The sequence below is a fragment of the Candidatus Chloroploca mongolica genome, assembly GCF_004762035.2.
GTDB classification, from domain to species: domain Bacteria; phylum Chloroflexota; class Chloroflexia; order Chloroflexales; family Chloroflexaceae; genus Chloroploca; species Chloroploca mongolica.
The window spans coordinates 41,780-60,411 of the sequence record NZ_SIJK02000022.1 but is presented as its reverse complement, the minus strand read 5'-3'; the positions used below and the strand labels follow the sequence as shown (position 1 = coordinate 60,411).

14 protein-coding genes are annotated in these 18,632 nt (G+C 59.1%); 6 read left to right on the top strand and 8 right to left on the bottom strand.

The features are described 5' to 3' along the window. Positions 1 to 2,445: a DUF2298 domain-containing protein gene (locus EYB53_RS13310; protein WP_371879113.1), complete on the top strand. Its 2,445-nt coding sequence runs from the start codon at positions 1 to 3 to the stop codon at positions 2,443 to 2,445. A 121-nt stretch (positions 2,446 to 2,566) separates the two neighbouring features. On the opposite strand, the gene EYB53_RS13305 is transcribed toward EYB53_RS13310, so the two are convergent. Further along, entirely contained in the window at positions 2,567 to 4,927 is a 2,361-nt protein-coding gene (locus EYB53_RS13305) for an RNA-binding domain-containing protein (RefSeq protein ID WP_135478663.1), read from the bottom strand. A gap of 322 nt (positions 4,928 to 5,249) precedes the next feature. Here EYB53_RS13305 and EYB53_RS13300 point away from each other — a divergent pair, with 322 nt between their 5' ends. From EYB53_RS13300 to EYB53_RS13285, 4 genes are read left to right on the top strand one after another with little or no spacing between them, the layout of a single operon-like run. After that, the gene (locus EYB53_RS13300; protein ID WP_167857392.1) at positions 5,250 to 6,020 is read left to right on the top strand and encodes a class I SAM-dependent methyltransferase; all 771 of its coding nucleotides are present in this window, start codon (positions 5,250 to 5,252) and stop codon (positions 6,018 to 6,020) included. Then, positions 6,017 to 7,435, top strand: a complete 1,419-nt coding sequence (locus EYB53_RS13295) for a serine/threonine protein kinase (RefSeq protein ID WP_135478661.1) — start codon at positions 6,017 to 6,019, stop codon at positions 7,433 to 7,435. The genes EYB53_RS13300 and EYB53_RS13295 overlap by 4 nt, the downstream gene beginning before the upstream one ends. Before the next feature lie 12 nt (positions 7,436 to 7,447). Beyond that, complete coding sequence (locus tag EYB53_RS13290) at positions 7,448 to 8,053, top strand: GNAT family N-acetyltransferase (RefSeq protein WP_135478660.1); 606 nt, start codon at positions 7,448 to 7,450, stop codon at positions 8,051 to 8,053. Positions 8,054 to 8,109: 56 nt separating this feature from the next. Beyond that, positions 8,110 to 8,655, top strand: coding sequence for a nucleotidyltransferase family protein (locus EYB53_RS13285; RefSeq protein WP_135478659.1), 546 nt, complete (start codon positions 8,110 to 8,112; stop codon positions 8,653 to 8,655). A 72-nt stretch (positions 8,656 to 8,727) separates the two neighbouring features. Here the strand turns inward: EYB53_RS13285 and rpsR are convergent, their stop codons facing one another. From rpsR to EYB53_RS13260, 5 genes are all read right to left on the bottom strand, one after another. Further along, positions 8,728 to 8,988 (bottom strand): 30S ribosomal protein S18, encoded by a 261-nt coding sequence (gene rpsR, locus EYB53_RS13280; protein ID WP_097654429.1) that lies wholly within the window; start codon positions 8,986 to 8,988, stop codon positions 8,728 to 8,730. Positions 8,989 to 9,111: 123 nt separating this feature from the next. Continuing rightward, on the bottom strand, positions 9,112 to 11,976 hold the full coding sequence (locus EYB53_RS13275; RefSeq protein WP_135478658.1) for a CHAT domain-containing protein: 2,865 nt from the start codon (positions 11,974 to 11,976) through the stop codon (positions 9,112 to 9,114). Between the two features lie 3 nt (positions 11,977 to 11,979). Next, the gene (locus tag EYB53_RS13270; protein WP_135478657.1) at positions 11,980 to 13,080 is read right to left on the bottom strand and encodes a calcium/sodium antiporter; all 1,101 of its coding nucleotides are present in this window, start codon (positions 13,078 to 13,080) and stop codon (positions 11,980 to 11,982) included. A gap of 459 nt (positions 13,081 to 13,539) precedes the next feature. Then, positions 13,540 to 14,019, bottom strand: a complete 480-nt coding sequence (locus tag EYB53_RS13265; RefSeq protein ID WP_135478656.1) for a hypothetical protein — start codon at positions 14,017 to 14,019, stop codon at positions 13,540 to 13,542. Between the two features lie 14 nt (positions 14,020 to 14,033). Then, positions 14,034 to 14,738: a class I SAM-dependent methyltransferase gene (locus EYB53_RS13260; RefSeq protein WP_135478655.1), complete on the bottom strand. Its 705-nt coding sequence runs from the start codon at positions 14,736 to 14,738 to the stop codon at positions 14,034 to 14,036. Positions 14,739 to 14,785: 47 nt separating this feature from the next. On the opposite strand from EYB53_RS13260, the gene EYB53_RS13255 reads away from it, so the two are divergent. Continuing rightward, positions 14,786 to 15,727 carry a DUF4938 domain-containing protein gene (locus tag EYB53_RS13255; protein ID WP_135478654.1) on the top strand — a complete coding sequence of 314 codons (942 nt, stop codon included), beginning with the start codon at positions 14,786 to 14,788 and terminating at the stop codon, positions 15,725 to 15,727. Between the two features lie 3 nt (positions 15,728 to 15,730). Here EYB53_RS13255 and EYB53_RS13250 read toward each other — a convergent pair whose 3' ends face one another. Further along, on the bottom strand, positions 15,731 to 16,438 hold the full coding sequence (locus tag EYB53_RS13250; protein WP_135478653.1) for a 3'-5' exonuclease: 708 nt from the start codon (positions 16,436 to 16,438) through the stop codon (positions 15,731 to 15,733). Positions 16,439 to 16,651: 213 nt separating this feature from the next. Continuing rightward, on the bottom strand, positions 16,652 to 18,508 hold the full coding sequence (locus EYB53_RS13245) for a DUF294 nucleotidyltransferase-like domain-containing protein (protein ID WP_135478652.1): 1,857 nt from the start codon (positions 18,506 to 18,508) through the stop codon (positions 16,652 to 16,654). Between the last annotated feature and the right edge of the window lie 124 nt (positions 18,509 to 18,632).

The window sequence follows — 18,632 nt, the reverse complement described above, 5'->3', positions numbered from 1 at the left end:
GTGCTAGACGTTTTTATCTGGTGGATCACAATTCAATTGATCGGTCTGGTTGGTCTGCCGATCACCGGAAGTATATTCCGAGCGCTGCCTGATCGTGGCTATGCCTATGCCAAAACCCTCGGTCTGCTGCTGGTCGGCTATGTCGCGTGGCTCTTGGCGATGCTGGGCCTGGCCCAATTTGGCAGGCCCGTGCTGATCGTTGCGGCGCTCGGTGTTGCCATCGCGGGCATCTGGCTCCACGGGGGCGTGCGTGCGGCATTGGAACGAGCCAGATGCTTTTTCGCAACGCGTTGGCAGGCGGTGCTCGCTTCTGAGGCCATCTTTCTTGGCGCGCTGCTGGCGACGGTCTGGATGCGCATGCACGACCCGACGCCCTTTGGCACCGAGCGCCCGATGGATTTTGCCTTCTTTAACGCGATGCTGCGAAGTGGCAGTTTCCCGCCGGTTGATCCGTGGCTGGCCGGGTTTAGCATCAACTACTACTACTTTGGCTATCTGTTGATGGCCGCGATGGCCGCGCTGACGGGCCTCGCGCCCGGGATCGCGTACAATCTGGCACTGGCCCTGATTGTGGCGTTGACGGCCCAGGGCGTGGCGGGAACCATCGCCAACCTGATCATCCTGGCGCATCCAGATGCGCCTCGCCGCACATGGCCGCGCCTGCGAGCGCGCATCGTCTTTCCGCTGCTCGGCGTGATCTTTGTCTTATTGGCAGGCAACCAGGCCGGGGCGGTGCAGGTGCTGCTCGGTGACGAACGCACGGTCGCCCTCGACAATCGACAACTCGTCTCGGCATTTGGTCAGGCCCTCGGCGGCAACGACGAAATCGTGCTCCCCTCGACAGTGACGACCAACGAATTTGGCACCATTGATCGCTGGCAACGCAACGACAAACTCGCTGACTTCAACTGGTGGTGGCCGTCACGAGCGCTCTGGGACGAGTATGGCGACGCGGGAGGCGTACGGCGCTACAATATCACCGAGTTTCCCTTCTTTAGCTTTCGGCTCGGCGATATGCACCCGCATGTCATGGCGCTGCCCTTTGGCGTGCTGGCAACTGCGCTCGCCCTGGCAACCCTGTTGCGCCCCGGTTTACCAGGCAACACTCGTGGTGACCTGGGCCTGCTCGCGCTCAGCGGCCTGATCCTCGGCAGCCTCTACACCATCAATAGCTGGGATCTCCCGGCCTATCTGTTGCTCTACGCTGGCGCGATAACGCTGGTGGCCCGACGGCAACCGGGGCGGCTGCCGTGGCTGGCGCTGGGACGCACCTTGCTCATCGTGAATTTCGGTGCGTACCTGCTCTTTCTGCCGTTTCACCTGACGCTGCAACCCCTGGTTGGCAGTGCGGCACCGCTCATTGATGTGCCCGTGCTTGGCCGCATTACGAGCATCATTGCGCCCTACACCGCCGGGCGCAGCGGGCTCCACGCTTTCATCATCAGCTTCGGGCTCTTTGCCTTGCCGATACTTGTTTTTTTGTATCAGAGTACGTTGGCATTCCAAAAAGAGCAAACGGCTGAAGCAAACCCGCCCCCATTGCCACGGCTGCTCTTCTGGCTACCGCTGATCCTGGTGCCCATCGGTCTCATTACCGGTTTTCCGTTGCTCCCCCTGGGTGGCCTGGCCGTACTGGCGATGTGGGCCGCAATGCAGCAAACCCACCGCCCCGCCGCGAGCTTCGCACTCCTGGTGACAGCCCTCGGTTGTGCAATCATTTTTGGCACCGAACTCATCTTTATCCGCGATGTCTTTGGCAACCGGATGAATACGATCTTCAAGTTCTACTATCAAGTCTGGTTGCTCTGGGGAACGCTAGCCCCGTTTGCGCTCTGGTGGATCATACACGAGGCACGCGGGGCACGCCGCGTTGTCGCCTGGACAACGGCGGGACTCACCGGGATCTTGCTTGCCGGGGCACTGGTCTACCCGGCACTGAGCCTGCGCGACCTGGGGCGCGGCCCACTGATCGGGCTCGAAGGGCGCACCCCACGTGAGCAGAGCGAGGCCGGCTTTGCCTCGATCCGCTGGTTACGCCAGTCCGTGCCGCCGGGCAGTGTTGTCCTCGAAGCAGCGGCGGTCGAAGATCTGGCGACTCAGCGCTGTGGCGGCTCGTACGACGTGCGCAGCGAAGGCTGGGGCGGGGTCGCTTCGACCACCGGGCATCCGACGGTTCTGGGCTGGGTTGGACATCAGCAGCAATGGCGCGGGGGCGATCCGCTTGCGATGGCCGAGTTGGGGCCGCGCTGTGTTGACGTGGACACGATTTTTCGCACCACCGACACCGCCACGGCCCGCGACCTGCTCACCCGCTACCACGTCACCCACGTCTACCTCGGAGCGCTCGAGCGCCGCCTCTACCCTCCCGAGAGCCTGGCCAAATTTGAACTGCTTGGCGAAGCAGTTTTCGTCCAAGACGACGTAAGCATCTACCAGATCCGCTAGAGCGCTTAGACCCAATACTTTGCAAATAAGCTCACGCGAAGGCGCGAAGGGTTCGCTCACGTACGCGAAAAACTTTGCGCCTTTGCGTCAAAACAATCGCCTTATTTGCCAGGTATTGCGCTCACATCTCGCCATACAACTCGAGCAACTCACGCCACTCGCCAGTCAACTCTTCACGTCGGGCGGCATAGTAAAAATGCACCTCGCCCTGTTCATCGACAAAGACGAGATCGACCTGGCTACGCATCGGGCGGAGGTAGCCAAGATTGCCCCACCAGCGGATCTTCTCTTCATCGAGGGGCAGATCCTGCTGATACATTCGTGCGGCATACTCCCGCACCGTCCCGGGTTCAATATCCTGCAGGCGCCAGGGCACCCCACTGACATCGCCAGTGCGCAGATTGCGAAAGACATACTGCCACTCACCATCTTCGCTGCGGGTCGCACTGATGACCTCAATACCAGTGCGCGGGCGAGCAATGCGAATCAGACCGAGCCATGCATCAGTCAGCTTCTCAAGCGACACACCAGGATAACTCTGCTGACCGGTGCCGTCCTTATCCTTCATCATCAGGTCAAAACTCGGCTGCCCATAGGCATCGCGATGAATGCCGGCCAGCCCGCCGCGACCCTTCCAGCGGACACGGCGTTCGGCCCAGATATCGGGCTCAAAGAGTGCGGCGCTATCAGTGAAGAGGAGTTCATCGCCCACCACAAGTTGTTGTGGGACATCATCAGCCGGATCAAACGCCTGCGTCTCTTGCTCTATCGGCTCACCGGTACGTTCCGAAAGCAACGCCATCCAGCCATCACTGAGGCCCCAATCGCTCACCCCAAAGAAGACATGGTCAATCACGCCATTGGCATCGCGATGCACCAGATCATACTTGGTACGGCTGCCCTGACGATACGCCCGCCAGAGCCCAAGCCGCCCCCGCCAGCGCACCTGGCTCTGCAGGTCAACGCGACCATCGCGCAGATCTTCGTGGCGACTGATCGCATAAGCCCAGAGGCCCTGAGCGCGGTCGCGGGTCACCCCGGCAGTGGTGCGCAAATCACGCACCTCATAGAGCCAGACACCGCCACGTTTCTGGCACGTCACAATCTCGACGCCCGAGCGGGGCAGATCGAGATCCTGCCCATTATCGAGGGGGGACGAAGCGCCTTCAGCGAGCGCACGCCGGCAGAGTTGAATAATCTCACTGCGATCGGCAATCGTCGTCTCACCATCACGACGCACATAGATCGTGCCATTGAGCCCGACATAGGGAGGAGGCTCGCTCGCCTTCACCTCGACGCGCATAACATCCTGGCCCTCGTAACTCATCAACTCAAACGAGAGATAAGGCTGTGGTATGACCTGTTCCGCGACGCTCTTGCGAAGCATCTCGCTCACATAATCGGGGCGAGCCACGCCAAGCACCTTGCCTCCAGGCTCGCAGCCAAGCACAAGCACGCCGCCACCGGCATTCGCCAGGGCAGCCACATCAGTCCAGAGCAATGCTACCGTCGAAGGATCATCACCGACAGCCCGCAACACCTGGCGTTCGGTGGAACCACCAAAGCGCACCGCATCAACCGCCCATTGCTTCTGGTCACGCTTGGGCACGCGCACGCGATCAAACTCCTGGCTCGCAAAGAGGTTACGCAGCGCCTCAAAGCTATTGTTGGGCAAGAGCAACTCGATATAGCGGTCGCCAATGCCGTGTTTATGCACCACCTGCCCATCACTCTGGGGCAAACGGCGCAGGCGGTGGGCATCGCTCCCCTGAATGCAAAACATACGCCGGTCGTAGTGTTCTGTTTTGCCATTATAAAAGCCCGGCGACGTGAACTTCTCGTGATCAGTATAAAAATTAACAAACTCGAGAGCATGCAAATGCAGACTCTGCGAGACCGCAATCCGCGACTGCCCACTCGTGCCCATCCGCAGCGTCTCATTCACCACGCCATTGGGCCCATTGATATGTGGGGCAATGACAATCCCGCCTGCCCGCGCAATAATCTCGTAGGCATCGGTCACATGGCGCGTATTCGAAATGCCACAGACGCCACCCTTGAGATGTTCAGCCGGAACACCGAGTTGCAAAAGCGTCGTCTCGATCAGACTAATCGGGCGATTCGGGGGAAAGATGCCCAGCACATGCGCCCCAAAGTGGGACGTAAACTCGAAGCCCGGCAACACGGTGATCTTTTGGAGCAAACGGCGATATTCATCGAGCCGCACTTGCTCCTCGGCGGTCAAGCGACCGGCTGTCTCAAGGGCACCTAAAAAATCAAGCTCACGCTGAAATTGCTCGTACCCATGGACAGTATTGTGATCCGTGAACGCAATAATCTCTAATTCGCGGCGCTCAGCTTCCTGCAGAATATCGAGATACGTAACTTCAGGTTCTACATAATCCTCTGATGCTGGAGTATGAATATGCAAATCCGCACGCATCCAGCGCATACCACTACGAACTTCGGTAGGGAGACTCATAGGTTTTTAACTCCACAATTAATCTCTTGCTTCTCTTCAACTCTTCACCTTCGCCAGCCATCTTGCCGCACGCCCCATCATTTTGTTTCATCAGGTGGGCAACTCGGCTTCTGGTTTAAGGCTCTTTTTGCTTCAGGTTTTACTTTCAGGCCTGTACCGCAAAGGGATAAAGACGGTACGACCAGGAGCCTCCTTTCTGGTGGTTTTGTGACGACAACGGTTGTTTTATGCTTGCAACCATACTTTGCTTCTCACGTATCATACCCGAAAGCTTCACGAACGACAACATGCTATAATTCTTTCTATGATACGGTTCAAGCAGATGGTACAGCCTGACCTGCTCACCCGCGAGTCTGGCACATCGTCACGCCCGAGGGCCTTGACGATGTTGCGCAACGGTCTCTGCTGGTCGGGTGGTGCGGCATGCCTCGCGAGCTTGATCTACTGGCAGGCGATCCTGGCTGAAGGAGCCTATCTCGGGCCGCGTGCGGTTCAACTGGTCTATCGTTTTGGCGCACAACACTATGATCGCGTGCGCGCCTCGTGGCAGCCTGAAGCGGATGCCCGGTTGCAGCCGTGGCTGGCGCGGGCTCTGGCTGGTTGTGACCGCCCTCTGGTGCTTGATGTTGCCACAGGCACCGGGCGGGTGCCCTTCTTGCTTGCGAGCAGTCAGCCCTATGCAGGCTATCTTGCGGCCCTCGATCTGACCCCGCAGATGCTCCGTATCGCCCGCGAGAAGCTTGAACCCTATCTTCACCCGGCCCAGATCCTCTGGCATCAGGGCGAAGCGAGTCGGCTACCCTGGCGCTCGGGAAGCTTTGATCTGGTCACATGTCTCGAGGCCCTCGAGTATTTTCCGCAACCGAGGCGAGCCCTGGCGGAAATGGTACGGGTGCTGCGCCCCGGGGCCTGGATGCTACTCAGCAAGATCCCTGATGCCTGGGCACGCTATTTACCGGGGCGGGCCCTGACCCACCGGCAACTCGTCACCCTCCTGACAGGACTCGGGTGTGTTGAGGTGCATGTGCTGCCCTGGCAACCTGGTCATTATGAATTGGTTATCGTTCGTACAAAGACAGATAATTTCGCATGACAGACGAACCTGCTACACCTTCATCGAACCCTCTGCTCTTTGGGCGTTATCGTGTCCAGACCCAACTGGGCACCACACGCCTGGCCGCAGTCTATGACGCGACCGACGAACGCCTCCAGCGTCGGGTGCTGCTCCATCTCTTGCAAAAGCACCTCGTTGGGCAGGAGCTTCTGCGGACACGGTTTATCACGCAGATCAACCAGATGGCCGCTTGTTCGCAGCCGACCTTGCTCGAAGTTTTTGACCGGGGCGAAGTCGGGGGACGACCCTTTATGGTGACGGAATACTGTACCGGGCGGGCACTCTATGGCCTTGGGGCGCTGGGTGTTGAACAGGCTTTGCGCTTTATGCGCCAAATCAGTGCGGCGATCGTCGTCTGTCAGGCTCAACGCAGCGCGGAAAGGCCCACTGGCCTCTACCATCCGCCCATCAGCAGTCGCAATGTCCTCATTGTTGATGAACAGCGGGTGAAACTCGTCGAGAACTGGCGCGCGCCCCACGAAGAGTTGAAGCGTGACCAGGCGCATTACCGTGCGCCCGAGTTGAGCGAAGGCTTGCCTGATAACCCTTCCACCGCTGTCTATGCGCTCGGAATTCTGCTCTATGAAATGCTGACTGGCGAACGCCCCATCACTGGCTCCGATGCCCATACGATTGCCCTCGCCCACCAGCGTGCCCAACTTCCCCCGCTCAGCCGCCTACGGCCCTCGCTCTATCTGCCGAGTGTTGAGCGTCTGCTGGCTCGCGCAACCGCACGCCTGCCTGAACAGCGCTTTCCTGATGTGCAGAGCTTCGCCCACGAACTCGAGGCCGTTTGGCGTGATCTGAGCGCCGCCACGTACCGAATGAAGCGAACCACCACCCCACCCCCGATGCCGCAGCAACCCGCACCCCTCACGACGCCCACGCCCACGCCCAACCAACCCGTTGCCCGTCCGCCGCGTAGCAAACGTACCCGCCAACCACAAACCGCGCAGGTGCGTCACGTTGATCAAAACCAGTTCCGCCAGCAGAATCGCCGCCGCAACCTAGTTGGCTGGCTCGTGATGATGGCCCTGCTCACGATGGTTGTCCTTGGCTCCTATTTCGGTGTGCGCGCCCTGGCTGATCAGTTCAACGGCTATCCCAATTTCCCTTTCCCCGCTCTTCCCCGGTGGTGGCCCGGAAGTCCAAGCACGCAACAAGAACAGGGCGAGATCTATATCGTCACAATTGAGGCCGGACTCAACTTGCGCCGTACGCCCGATGCAAGTAGCAACACCAATGTGATCGCCGTCATTCCCAAGGGTACCCTCGTACGTAAGCTTGAGGGGCCTCGACAAACCGGGAATGCTACCTGGTTACGCGTTCGCGTCGAACTTGAGGAAGGCCAACGTGAGGGCTGGGTGTCGCTCGCGTATCTGCAACCACAGTGATGAGGGAAGGTGATGAGAGAGGAACGAGGATCGCGCGTCATCCACGGCAAACGGGTCATGCTACGCCCCTGGCAGCGTGGTGATACCCTGGCCCAGGAACTCTGGCCCCGTTATACCGAACCTTTTCATTCGCTCTGGAATATTCCGAGTTCTAACGGCTTTGATCTGCTCAACGGGCGGAGTGTGCAGCGGTATGTGTGGGCCATTGATGACCGTCATCGCCATATGATCGGGCGTATTTCGCTGCGTGACATCGAACCCGCAGGCGCAGGGTCGCGCCTCGGTATCTCGCTCGCCCAACCCTATGTGAGTCAGGGTTTCGGCACCGAGGCGCTCGAACTCTTTCTTGATCACTACTTTGGACCGCTCGGCTTCAAACAACTTTCGCTCGATGTCGCGGCCTTCAACCGTCGCGCCGTACGCTGTTACGACCGCCTCGGCTTTCAGTATATCGACAGTGAATGGCGCAGTGCCGGCAATGACCCGGCCCTCCGCCTGCTCGCCGAGCCACAATACGCCGACTTGACGGTCTTTTTTCGCCGTAACCGCTTTGAGACCCTGGTCGAATTCTACGAGATGCTCCTGACCCGTGAAGACTGGCTTGGCTCGTTGCGGTAATACCCGTGTGCTATCCTAAAGGCAGCGGTACTGCGCAAGAACCCAGGGAGTCTGCTATGTCACTCATTGCCGGGAATCTCGCTGTTGTCCAACGTCTCCTCACAACCAACGGGATGCCGTGGGCTGTCTTTGGCGGTGCAGCGGCCTATCTGTATGGCCCACGGCGGCCTATTCAGGATGTCGATCTGCTGGTCGCCCGTGGCAAGTTGCCCACCGTCGTCGCCTTACTCAAAGCCGACGGCAAAGCCGTGCAATTCGATGGTCAGCGCATCCTCTGGCGTGGCATCAAGCTCGTCGACGATCTGACCGTGCGCCAGGGCGGACAAATCCATCCGCTCCAACTCGATCAGCCGATGCAGCAACATCTGCGGCAAATGCCTCTGCTTGGGGCGCAGGTCGCGGTTGCCAGCCCTGAAGACATTATCGCGCACAAACTGCTGCTCAATCGTGGTGCCGCCGAAGGCAAGTATGATCACGAAGATGTCGTTGGCATCATCCGCCGCCAGACCCTCGATCATGCCTACTTGACCACGCGTATCCGCCTGCTCAACGCCGAAACCCTGCTCCGCGAACGCTTGGCAGCCCTGGAGATTCTGATCTAACCTTCAGACTTGCGTTGGGCACCAAAAAAGCCAGCCTAGCTGGCTTTTTTGATGCCCAACCCAAAAGGTACGCTATGCGCGTGTGTGCTGCGGTGCGGCAGGCAACAGCGCCAGATGGCGCGCCCGCTTGATCGCAACCGACAAACGACGCTGCATCTTGGCCGTCACACCCGTGCGGCGCCGGGGCAGAATTTTGCCCTGAGCTGTAATATACTTCTGCAACCGCTTGATATCTTTGTAATCGGGATCAATGCCAAGCTTGGTAAACTCACACTCGCGGCGACGGCCCCGCACACGCCCCCCCGAAGATCCACGTCCACTCTTGAACGTCATAACGTTCTGACTCCTTCACCTGAACCTACGAGCTTCTGCCCGAAAACGAACACACTGCCTGATAGTATACCATAGTTTACGGTTCGATCGGCAAGCTTTGCTTGCCGATCGAACCGTAAACCCCTACCCTCCGCCCATGGCGGTCAGGCTCCCCCAGACAAGGGGTGAAACGAGGATGGCATCAGGATCATCGCTGGCAATGGTACGGGCACGTTGGATCAGGGTACGCTGACTCGCCGCCAGGGCTGTCGGTGCATCGGTACCCTGGCTGAGGCGGTCGTAGAGCGGCGGTAACATCTCGGGCAAGGCTCGATCATAGAGCTGCCAGAGACTCGCGATGACGTCGCGTGCGCCGCTCGCCAGAAAGGCGCGTCCCAGGTTCAAGACTTCTTCGCCAGGCAAGACTTCGCTCACCATGGTTTCACACGCCGAAAGCACCACCAGCGCTCCATCCAGTTGCAGCCGCATCGCTTCGTCAGCTTGCAAATCGGCGTCCCATAACTTGAGATGCGCTAGCAAGCCTTTGCTCGCATAAACCTGTCCGTGCATGGCAAAGTGGATCAGGCCAAACTGTCGCAACGTACCCTCGGCGGCGGCACGCAACAGGTGTTCGCGGGTAGCCGCCTCATTCTCCCAGCGCTCGGTCGGGCCTTGCCAGCGCTCGGCCACCAGATCGAGCGTCAGCCCCACTCCCGGCAAGGCTTTGGCACGCTCGCCAAACTCACTCACGCCTACCAGCAAGCCAGCACGGTGCGCGGCCTGCCGTCGATAGAGCGTTGACCAGGTGCCAAGAGCTGGCAAGATCTGGATCGTCGCATATTCGACCAGCCAGCGTCCCTCCATGCGCAAGGTGGCCCAGGGGATCGCGTGGAGCATCCCGGCTGGGACGATCAGCAGGCGTTGCGCTGGTTCCAGCACGCTCCAGACCTCGCGAGGAATCAACCGCTCACCCAACGTCTCCAGGGTAGCCCAGCATGTCGCAGGATCGCCAAGACCTCCATACGTCATCATGCGGCGCGCTGGTTGCGTGGCCCGTTGGAGCGCCTGCCGGAGGGTCTGGTCATCAGCAATCGGGTAGAGTGCGAGCCGATCAAGTGTCACAACCACGGCAAGCAGGCCACTTGCAACCTCAAGGTAAAAGAGCGCCATCCATCCTTCCGGATACGCCACCGACCACGCTGCACGTAATTCCTCAAGATCCGGCGTCACTTCGGGTGGTTGGGGCAGGGGAACCTGATGACGTGCCCGCAACAAGAGGTCAACATAGCCATCCAATGCTGCATCAAGCGCGGCTCCGGTCATCTTCTGATGAAGTGCCTCACGAAGCGTGGCACTATTGCTCACCAGTTCACCCTGAAGCTCCTGCGGCACCCATACCTGCGAACTGTTCATCTGGCGACGCAAGGCCAGCGCCCGCTGCGAGTCGGCCAGTTCAAGCACGGCCTGTGGATCATCGAGCTCCTGGGCAAGGCGCAGTGCAGCGTTGAAGAGATCCATTGCCATCTGAAAGATGCCGCTCGATGCGTGCTCGCTCGCCAGACGCCGCCGCAGGTCGGCAATAAGGCGCACGGCGGCGCGATAGTGGCCCAGGGCCGCTGTGCGATCGCCCATTACCTCTACGCAACGCCCAAACCCATACAGCGCCCGCCAGCGATGGTTCAGCCGACCCTCAAGGTGAGGCAAGGCTGCCTCAAAGAGCTCACGGGCGACGGCGGCATCACCGGCGCGCAGCTGTATCCAGCCCTGTTCGATCATACTCTCGGCAGCAGCAGGCAGATTGCCTTCGCGGCGCACGATCGTTTCAGCTTGCCGAAACCGTTCCAGCGCCGCCTCGCCCGCCCCCAGATCATCAAGGGCATAGGCTTGCGCTTGCAACACCTCGCCATACTCAAGCCGATTGCCCAATTGCTGTAATTCCTCGGCCACTGGCTCAAGCAACGCCAGGCTCTCGTGCGGACGTTGCAGCAGCCGCAGGGCCAGGGCCTGATTGCGTCTACTCAAGATCGCGAGGGGCCGCAAACCAAGGTGTTCGAAGCTTGCTTCGGCACGCCGATACGAGGCGAGGGCAAGCTCGAAGAGGCCACTGTAATAGGCACTATTGCCAAGATTCAGGTCGCATTCCGCAACATGCGACGCCCGTCCAAGGGCCTGAAAACGGACGCGCGCCTGACTGAAAGCGGCAATGCCCTCATCATAACGGCCCAGACCATTGGCCGCGATGCCAATCCGCTTTTCGCAATACCCGATATTCTGCTCACTGCCGTAGCGGGCAAAGATTCTGGTCAATGCATACAACTCATCAATGCATCCGGCCATATCTTCACGACGCAACGCAATCATCGTCGCCTCAGCACGCGTAATCGCCACATCAAACCCGTACCCGAACGCCGCAAACCAGGCCCGTGCCCGCGCAAAGGCATCAAGAGCGTCATCGAGCCGACTGATATTTGAGAGAGCGATCCCACACGAGCGCGCAAGACGTGCATGATCAGCCAGGGTGCCTAGGTCCTCCAGGGTAGGCTGGAGCTCCTCAGCGAGGGCCAGGGCCTCTGACTGATGCCCGCGCAGATTCAGCAGCGCAACCTCATCCATGCGCGTGCGGAGCACTTCGTCATGCAGACCAACCGCTGCAAACGCCTGAGCCAGTTCACGCACAGCGGCCAGCGGATCGGCGATCTGCTCAAGCATCCGCAACGCCTGAATCCGTGCGCGCTGGACATAGAGTCCAGCAATAGATAAACCGAGCGTTGCACAGCCTTCTCGGGCGACCTCAAGCATCGCCAACGCCTGGTGGATCTGATCAGAGCGCAACAGCGCAATCCCAAGCGTCATCGCCGCGTGGGCCTGCGCTTCGGGTGTACCACCAGCCGCAGCGTGCCAGGCCCTTTGCGCCAGCGCAAGCCCACGTTGCGGAGCACGCGCACTGATCGTTAAGATGCGGGCACACGCCAGCGGCGTATGGGGGTGATCAAGGGTTAGCTGTAGCATTATTCACCGCTGCAACATCCACGGAGAACCCTGGCGTCGTAGCGCCCTGACAAAGAATACCAGCATGCCAACGAGCGTGATGGGCAAAATTACAAAACCAAGCACCGAGCTAAAGAGAGCCAGAATGTTGTGCTGCATCGCATTCAAAATCAAAAAGCCTGTATAGGCCAGATAATAGCCAAACAGGAGCACCCCTTCACCACGCGAAATAGTATAACCGGTAAAGAGGATGGGCAGACACGCGAATGACACAAGGATCATGACCGGAAGATCAAACCGCAAGGCCTCAACAGGAATATTCACTCCATTGGGGATCAGCAAACCGGTCAAACCCAGAATCGCAAGAATATTGAAGATATTGCTGCCAATCACATTGCCCACCGCGATATCGCGTTGACCCCGCACAGCCGCCACAAGCGAGGCAGCAACTTCGGGCAGCGAGGTACCAACCGCAATGATCGTCAACCCAATAATCAACTCGCTCAAACCGAAAAAGCGCGCAATTGCCACGGCCCCATCGACCAGCCACTGCGCCCCAAGCGCAAGCAACCCCAGACCGGCAACGGCAAAGAAGATATGCAGCACCAGTTGTCGTGGCTTCTCAGGCAGGACGTGGTGTTCAAGTGCCTTACGTTTTTCCTCTGCTTCATGATCGCAGCGACTCTGATAGATCAAAAAGCTGAGATAGGCAACCAGCGCAGTCACCATGATCAATCCATCAATGCGCCCAATATGCCGATCAAACGCCATCACAAACATCACCAGCGATATGCCGATCATCAGTGGAACATCAAGCCGAATCAACTGTCGATCAACTGCCAGCGGCACAATGATCGCCGAAAGGCCGAGAATGAAGAGCACATTGAAAATATTGCTGCCAACTACATTGCCCAGCGCAATGGCCGACTGCCCCTCCATTGATGATCGAAAGCTCACCGCCAGTTCCGGGGCACTCGTGCCAAACGAGACCACGGTCAACCCGATCACCAGGGGCGAAATTCCAAAGACAGCGGCAATATGTGAGGCCCCCCGTACTAACAGTTCTGCACCGGCTAGCAATAAAATAAAGCCTATCGCAAATAAGCTAAGCGTCACTATACTCATAAATCGGTCTGGCTACCCCTTTCGATATACTACTAGACAGCCTAACCGATTCACTGTCCATCGTCAAGGCTCGCGACCAAAGCGTGCCAGGGCGATTGCATCATACGAAACCGGACACAAACATATGCTCTATGTGGCAGCCTGTGCATGCAACCAGAGGCGCAAACGGGGATCCCCGGCCCTGTAGGGGCACCCGCAAGGGGTGCCCCTACAGGGCCGGGAGGGCCGGGGGCCGAATCCGGTGTACGGGCACCCCTTGCGGGTGCCCTTGCGGGTGCATACACGGAAGATGCAACCGCCCTTCCAGAGCAAACCCGCCGCGCTGCGCCGCTGCGTTAAACCCAACACCTTGCACATAAGCTCACGCGAAGGCGCGAAGGGTTCGCTCACCTACACGAAAACCTTTGCGCCTTTGCGCCTTTGCGTCAAAAGAACCGCCTTATTTGCAACGTATTGGCGTTAAACCCGCGCCCTCAGGCGCTCTGCCGCCAACTCGATGACCTCAGGCAAGACGAGCCCCGGAATAAAAACACTCCCGCTGCGGATGCGCTGTAGCCGAATCGTAGGATCCTGGGCCATAGCCCGTGCTTGCTCACTGGTCAACCAGGTGAGCAGGATCGTGAACTGTTCGGGGCGCATGGATTGTTCGAGCCCGGTGAGGACAGTGCGAGCGAGGCCGACCAAATCACCTCCACCCTCGGGGATCAGCGCTGACGGGGGCAGCGCGATAATCATTGCCGTTGGCCCGTCAGGTTGCACAAGCACACGAATGAAATCCTCGCCTGGCCGTGGCCCACTTGCATCAAACCCAACCACACTTCCCGTCGTGACCCCGCTGATCGGGATCTCACGGCTGTCGGTAATCTCGACCCGCGCCCCGATATCAAAGCCAAGCCCTTCGTACCAGACAATCCCTGCCTCATTTGTATGCTCTGCCATACGCTCCGCTCTCCTTACCCAACGCGCTTGCGCCCCGAGACGATCAGCAAGATGGAGGCTATTTCCGGTTCACCAATGTTGACCGGCAAGCCAGGTACCCCGGTTGCCCCTGACGCGGTCTTCAACTGAACAGTGCCAGCATCCACCAGCGGCATCCAGGCAAACTCTACGGCCTGTCCCGCTGCCTCGAGCAGGTAGGCCGCAATCTGCACATCGGCAAAGCCACTCGTTTCCAGTGTACACCGCAGCGTGCCGCCCAGATCGTCGGCCGGGGGCGGTGGGTGCCTGTCTGTCGGCACCGATCCGGCAGGCCAGGTGCGTCGCCGAACCCAGTAGTCGCCAGCCACCGCAAGAACGACCGTTCCTCCAGGTCGCAGCGTGCGCTGGATCTCGTCCAACACACCTGCTCGATCAGCAAAGAGGTGTAACGCCGCGATACACCAGATCAGATCAACCTGCGCCGTGCCAAGCGGAAGACGGTGAGCATCGGCAACGAGATAGGCCACGCCTGAACTCTTGCGACAGGCGATCTGCGTGCGATCATGATCAAGCGCCAGCACCCAAGCACCGGGTTGGCCAATGGCCGCAAGCCACGCCGTTTTATGCCCATCACCAGCAGCAAGATCAAGGGCAACGACGGCCCCCTCAGGGCTGGCCTGGCGCAAAGCCACCCGTAAAAGCTCGGCATATGGCTCGTGCAACACGGCATAGTCGTTCATGCTGGCTCCGATTTTCCAGGAATGCGAAAAAATGATACCATACTGCTATGACTTCACCAATTGAAATCATTCAACTCGTGGCCTACGATGGGCCCAACATTCTTTCGCCCTCACCGGGGGTGATGCTGCTGGTGCGCTCGGATCACCATCGTGGCAACCGCATGCGTACCGCCATCAAAGATGCGGCGCAGTTTATTGGCCTGGTGCTCGCTAATCTCGACGTCATTACCGAAACCAACGCCGAGGGGGTGCTGATGACGGCAACCTTTGATACCGCCATGCCCGGCATCGGTGCCGCGCTCTGCGCCTATGTCGTCACCGGCATGAACCACGAAGCCCTGGGGGATGAGGAATGGGATCGCAACGCCCCCCTCTACACCTTGCAGGCCCGGCGACGGCGCGAAGCACTCCCTGTGGCGATCCTCCAGTTGATGGCCGAAGCGTACCAGCGAGGCTTGCCAACCTTCATGCGCGAGGATGGCTCCCTGCAGATCGGCTATGGCGCAAAAGGTTGGCACATTGATCCCGAACAGTTGGCTGGATCTGGGGGAAATCCGCCCCCGGTACCCTGGGATGACCTTGGTGTCGTGACTGTGATCGCGGTCACCGGCGAAGAGCAACGCGCCGCAACAGTGAGCCACCTGGTCACCGCATATCAGTCCATGGCTCGACATGTGGTGAGCCATGCTGCGGCCACCTTTGACAAGGCCCGTCGCTTGCTGGCCGACCCATCGGCTGAGGTCGTTATCCTTGGGCTAGCAACCAGTGACCTGGTGCGTCGTGGGCTACCCTTTGACCGCTGCGAGCTCGCCTTCATCACTGATCGGGCAGGCCCGCGCCCGCCTGAAGCAGCGAACGACGAAGCATGGGTGCGCGCCCTCGGCTTGCCCATGCTACTCTCGCCCCAACCCGTGCGGCTCAACCTGACTGACCCTGGCTTGCAAGCACTGGTACCCTATGCGCCCAATGGTGTGCTTGCCCTGAGTTAGTGTCTACACCCCGCCGCTACGCAGCAGACTCTTAATGGAAAGATTGCCTTTGGGATCAAGGCGTGTCGCCTGGGCAAGAAAGAGTTGCGCCGTCGTCAGGGCATCATTCAATGCATCGTGCTCACCGTATACCGGCAAGCCCATACTGGTGGCAAGCGCACGCAACTGAATCGTCGGGGCAGGTTGCTCGTGGGCAATTTCGCCGAGAATCTGTGCCCGATCATGGAGGCGCATCGCCAGACGCGCCGTATCAATGATCGGCCCGGCTAGCCGTCCTCCATAGTTAGTGCGCAAGGCTCGATTCAAAAAGCCAACATCAACCTGGGACACATGGACCACCAAGATGCGCCGGGCCAGGTGATCAATCAGGGAGGGCAACACTGCGTCAAATGTCGGAGCCTCGGCCACTTCCGCACGGGTCAGGTTATGAATCCGAATCGAACTAGCATCAACGAGAAAGCCTTCAGGCGGACGAACCAACGTGCGCCAGCACGTATCCAGACGAATACGGCCCCCTTCAATGCCGACCAGACCAATCGCCAACAAGACATCACGTCGCGGATCGAGACCACTCGTCTCAACATCAAGCACCACATAACTCGCATCGCGCCAGTGCGAACGAGGATCAGGCCATGGCCCTGCTTCATACGCCTGTAACACAGCTGGTCGTTCGCGTTTGCGGAAGAGATCCCAGTTCCGTAAAAACACCATGTTACCCCCCCGATTTGATGGCCTCTATGCCCCGCAGTCGTTGCGTACGCAGGGGTGTCCAGGTATCTACGGTCACCCAGGATACCCGTTTACCCCTGCTCAGAGGAGGTGTGGAGGGCAATGCCCGTCCAAAGAAGCAAAAACTCCGTCTGCGGTAATGTCTCAACGCTCCACCAACCACAAACAACCTGTCACGTCTAGCTCTGCCCAAACCTAGCCCAACCGACTCGTCTGATAAGTCATCGCCACGGAACGCTGGATCCGGGCAATAATCTGCAGTGACTCTTTCAATTCACGGCGTTCAAGTGGACTCAACTGAGGAAAGACCACCAGATTTGTTGGTTCTTCACCACGGGTAATCTGTTGATGCTGATGACGCAATCGCAACAGGCTCAACAATTCAAATGCATCAGCAAGCCCTTCGGCAGCCGCCTGGCTCACACTCGCGGTGGGCCACGAGGCCTGAAGCCGGGAAAGCGTACCGGTTTCTGAGCGACCTGCTTCGAGGGCAAAGAGCCGGGCCAAATCGACGACCATGGCCGTACCCCGTGTCTTGAGATCAATGCGCTCGTCGTCAAGGGCGACCGAACGGAAGAAAGTCAACGGTGGCGTCGCACGCAGGGCGGCCCGGGCCAGGCGGGCCAGGAAGATCGTATTGCCCTGAGTCCGTGCGATCACCGAGCGCAACCCCGCCTCGGCATCCAGATCGCCATACAATTGACGGTAATCAAAAAAGATCGAACTGCGCATCAGCGCCTCTTCTTCGGGGACATCGATCCAGCGCCGGAACATCGCCTGCCAAGAAGCAAGCGGTTGACACCACTGCGGATTGGTCGCCATCACATCGCCGGGGCAACGCGGAAAGCCACATGCCACCAACTGCTCGACCATCATATGAGCAAGCGTACGAAAATAGGCTGGTGCCTCGGGAGGTGCATCATCAGCATAGATCAGCGCATTATCCTGATCGGTGCGCAGCGTCTGTTCGAGGCGTCCCTCACTGCCCAGTACGATCCATGCATACGGTACAGGTGGCGGCCCGATCTCCATTTCAATATCGCGCAAGAGACGGCGATGCAAGGCATCATGGGCCACAGCGACCACCCGCCCGATATCAGCAATCCGTGCCCCCGCATCAAGCAACCCACTGACGGTCATTGCCACCTGATCCGTATAGTTGCGCAGTTCATCAAGCCCGGTCGCCCGATCAACCTGGCGGGGCAAAAAGACGGGACTGCGACTCTGGCGGCGCAGGATATCAGTGTTGGTCACCATCCCAACCACAACCCCCTGTTCGCTTATGGGCAAGTGATGGATCCCCCGTTCGAGCATCAACAACAGCCCCTCGAAGGCCAGGCTATCGATTGACAACGAAAGCGCCGGAGCCGTCATCACCTCACGTACCAGCGTATCAGCCGGGAGACCGGCGGCAAGCACGCGATTCCGCAAATCACGGTCGGTAATAATACCCGTATTATGATCAAGCACCCCAACAGGCGGGAGATCAACCAGGAGACAGGAAATACCTTCCTTGCTCATCAATTGGGCTGCTTCGCGCACCGTCGCGTCGGGTGAAATCACCATCAGCGAACGTCGCACAAGATCGCCGAGGCGCGTCTGAAAGAGGGCCGGATCGGCTCGATCCTGGCGCACCTTCAGCGCAAAGCCAAGCCGATCAAAAGCGACGGCAGCAAAAAAGCGATGAAAGGCTGGATTTTCGTCACGGAGGCGATGAAACAGTTCAGAGGGAAGCAGATAGGCCAGGGTCTCGGTATGGGCTCGTACCGTCACCGCCGGAGCTTGATCGCGGATCAACGACGGGTACCCAAAAGCCTCACCAGGACCGAGCGTATCAAAAATCTCAATCTCGCTCCCAGTTTCGCGCAACAGATCAACGCCACCCTTGCGCACAACATATAAGAACTTCGCCGGAGCACCGCCGAATTCAAGAATTGTCTGACCAGTGGCAAAATACTCAATCTGCATCCCACGGGCGGCGCGGGCGACAGCCTGAGGGGGCAATTGATCAAAAGGCGGATAACCGGTCAAAAAAGACGTAATCTCTTCCATAAAAGGCAACAACCTTCACCCGGCTCAACGCAGAGTGTGTATGCAGTGCGGCGCTGACCGTGACACAACACACGCCGGTGTCCCAGGTACAGCTTTAATGGGTTCTGTCCCGAGTCACCGGCGC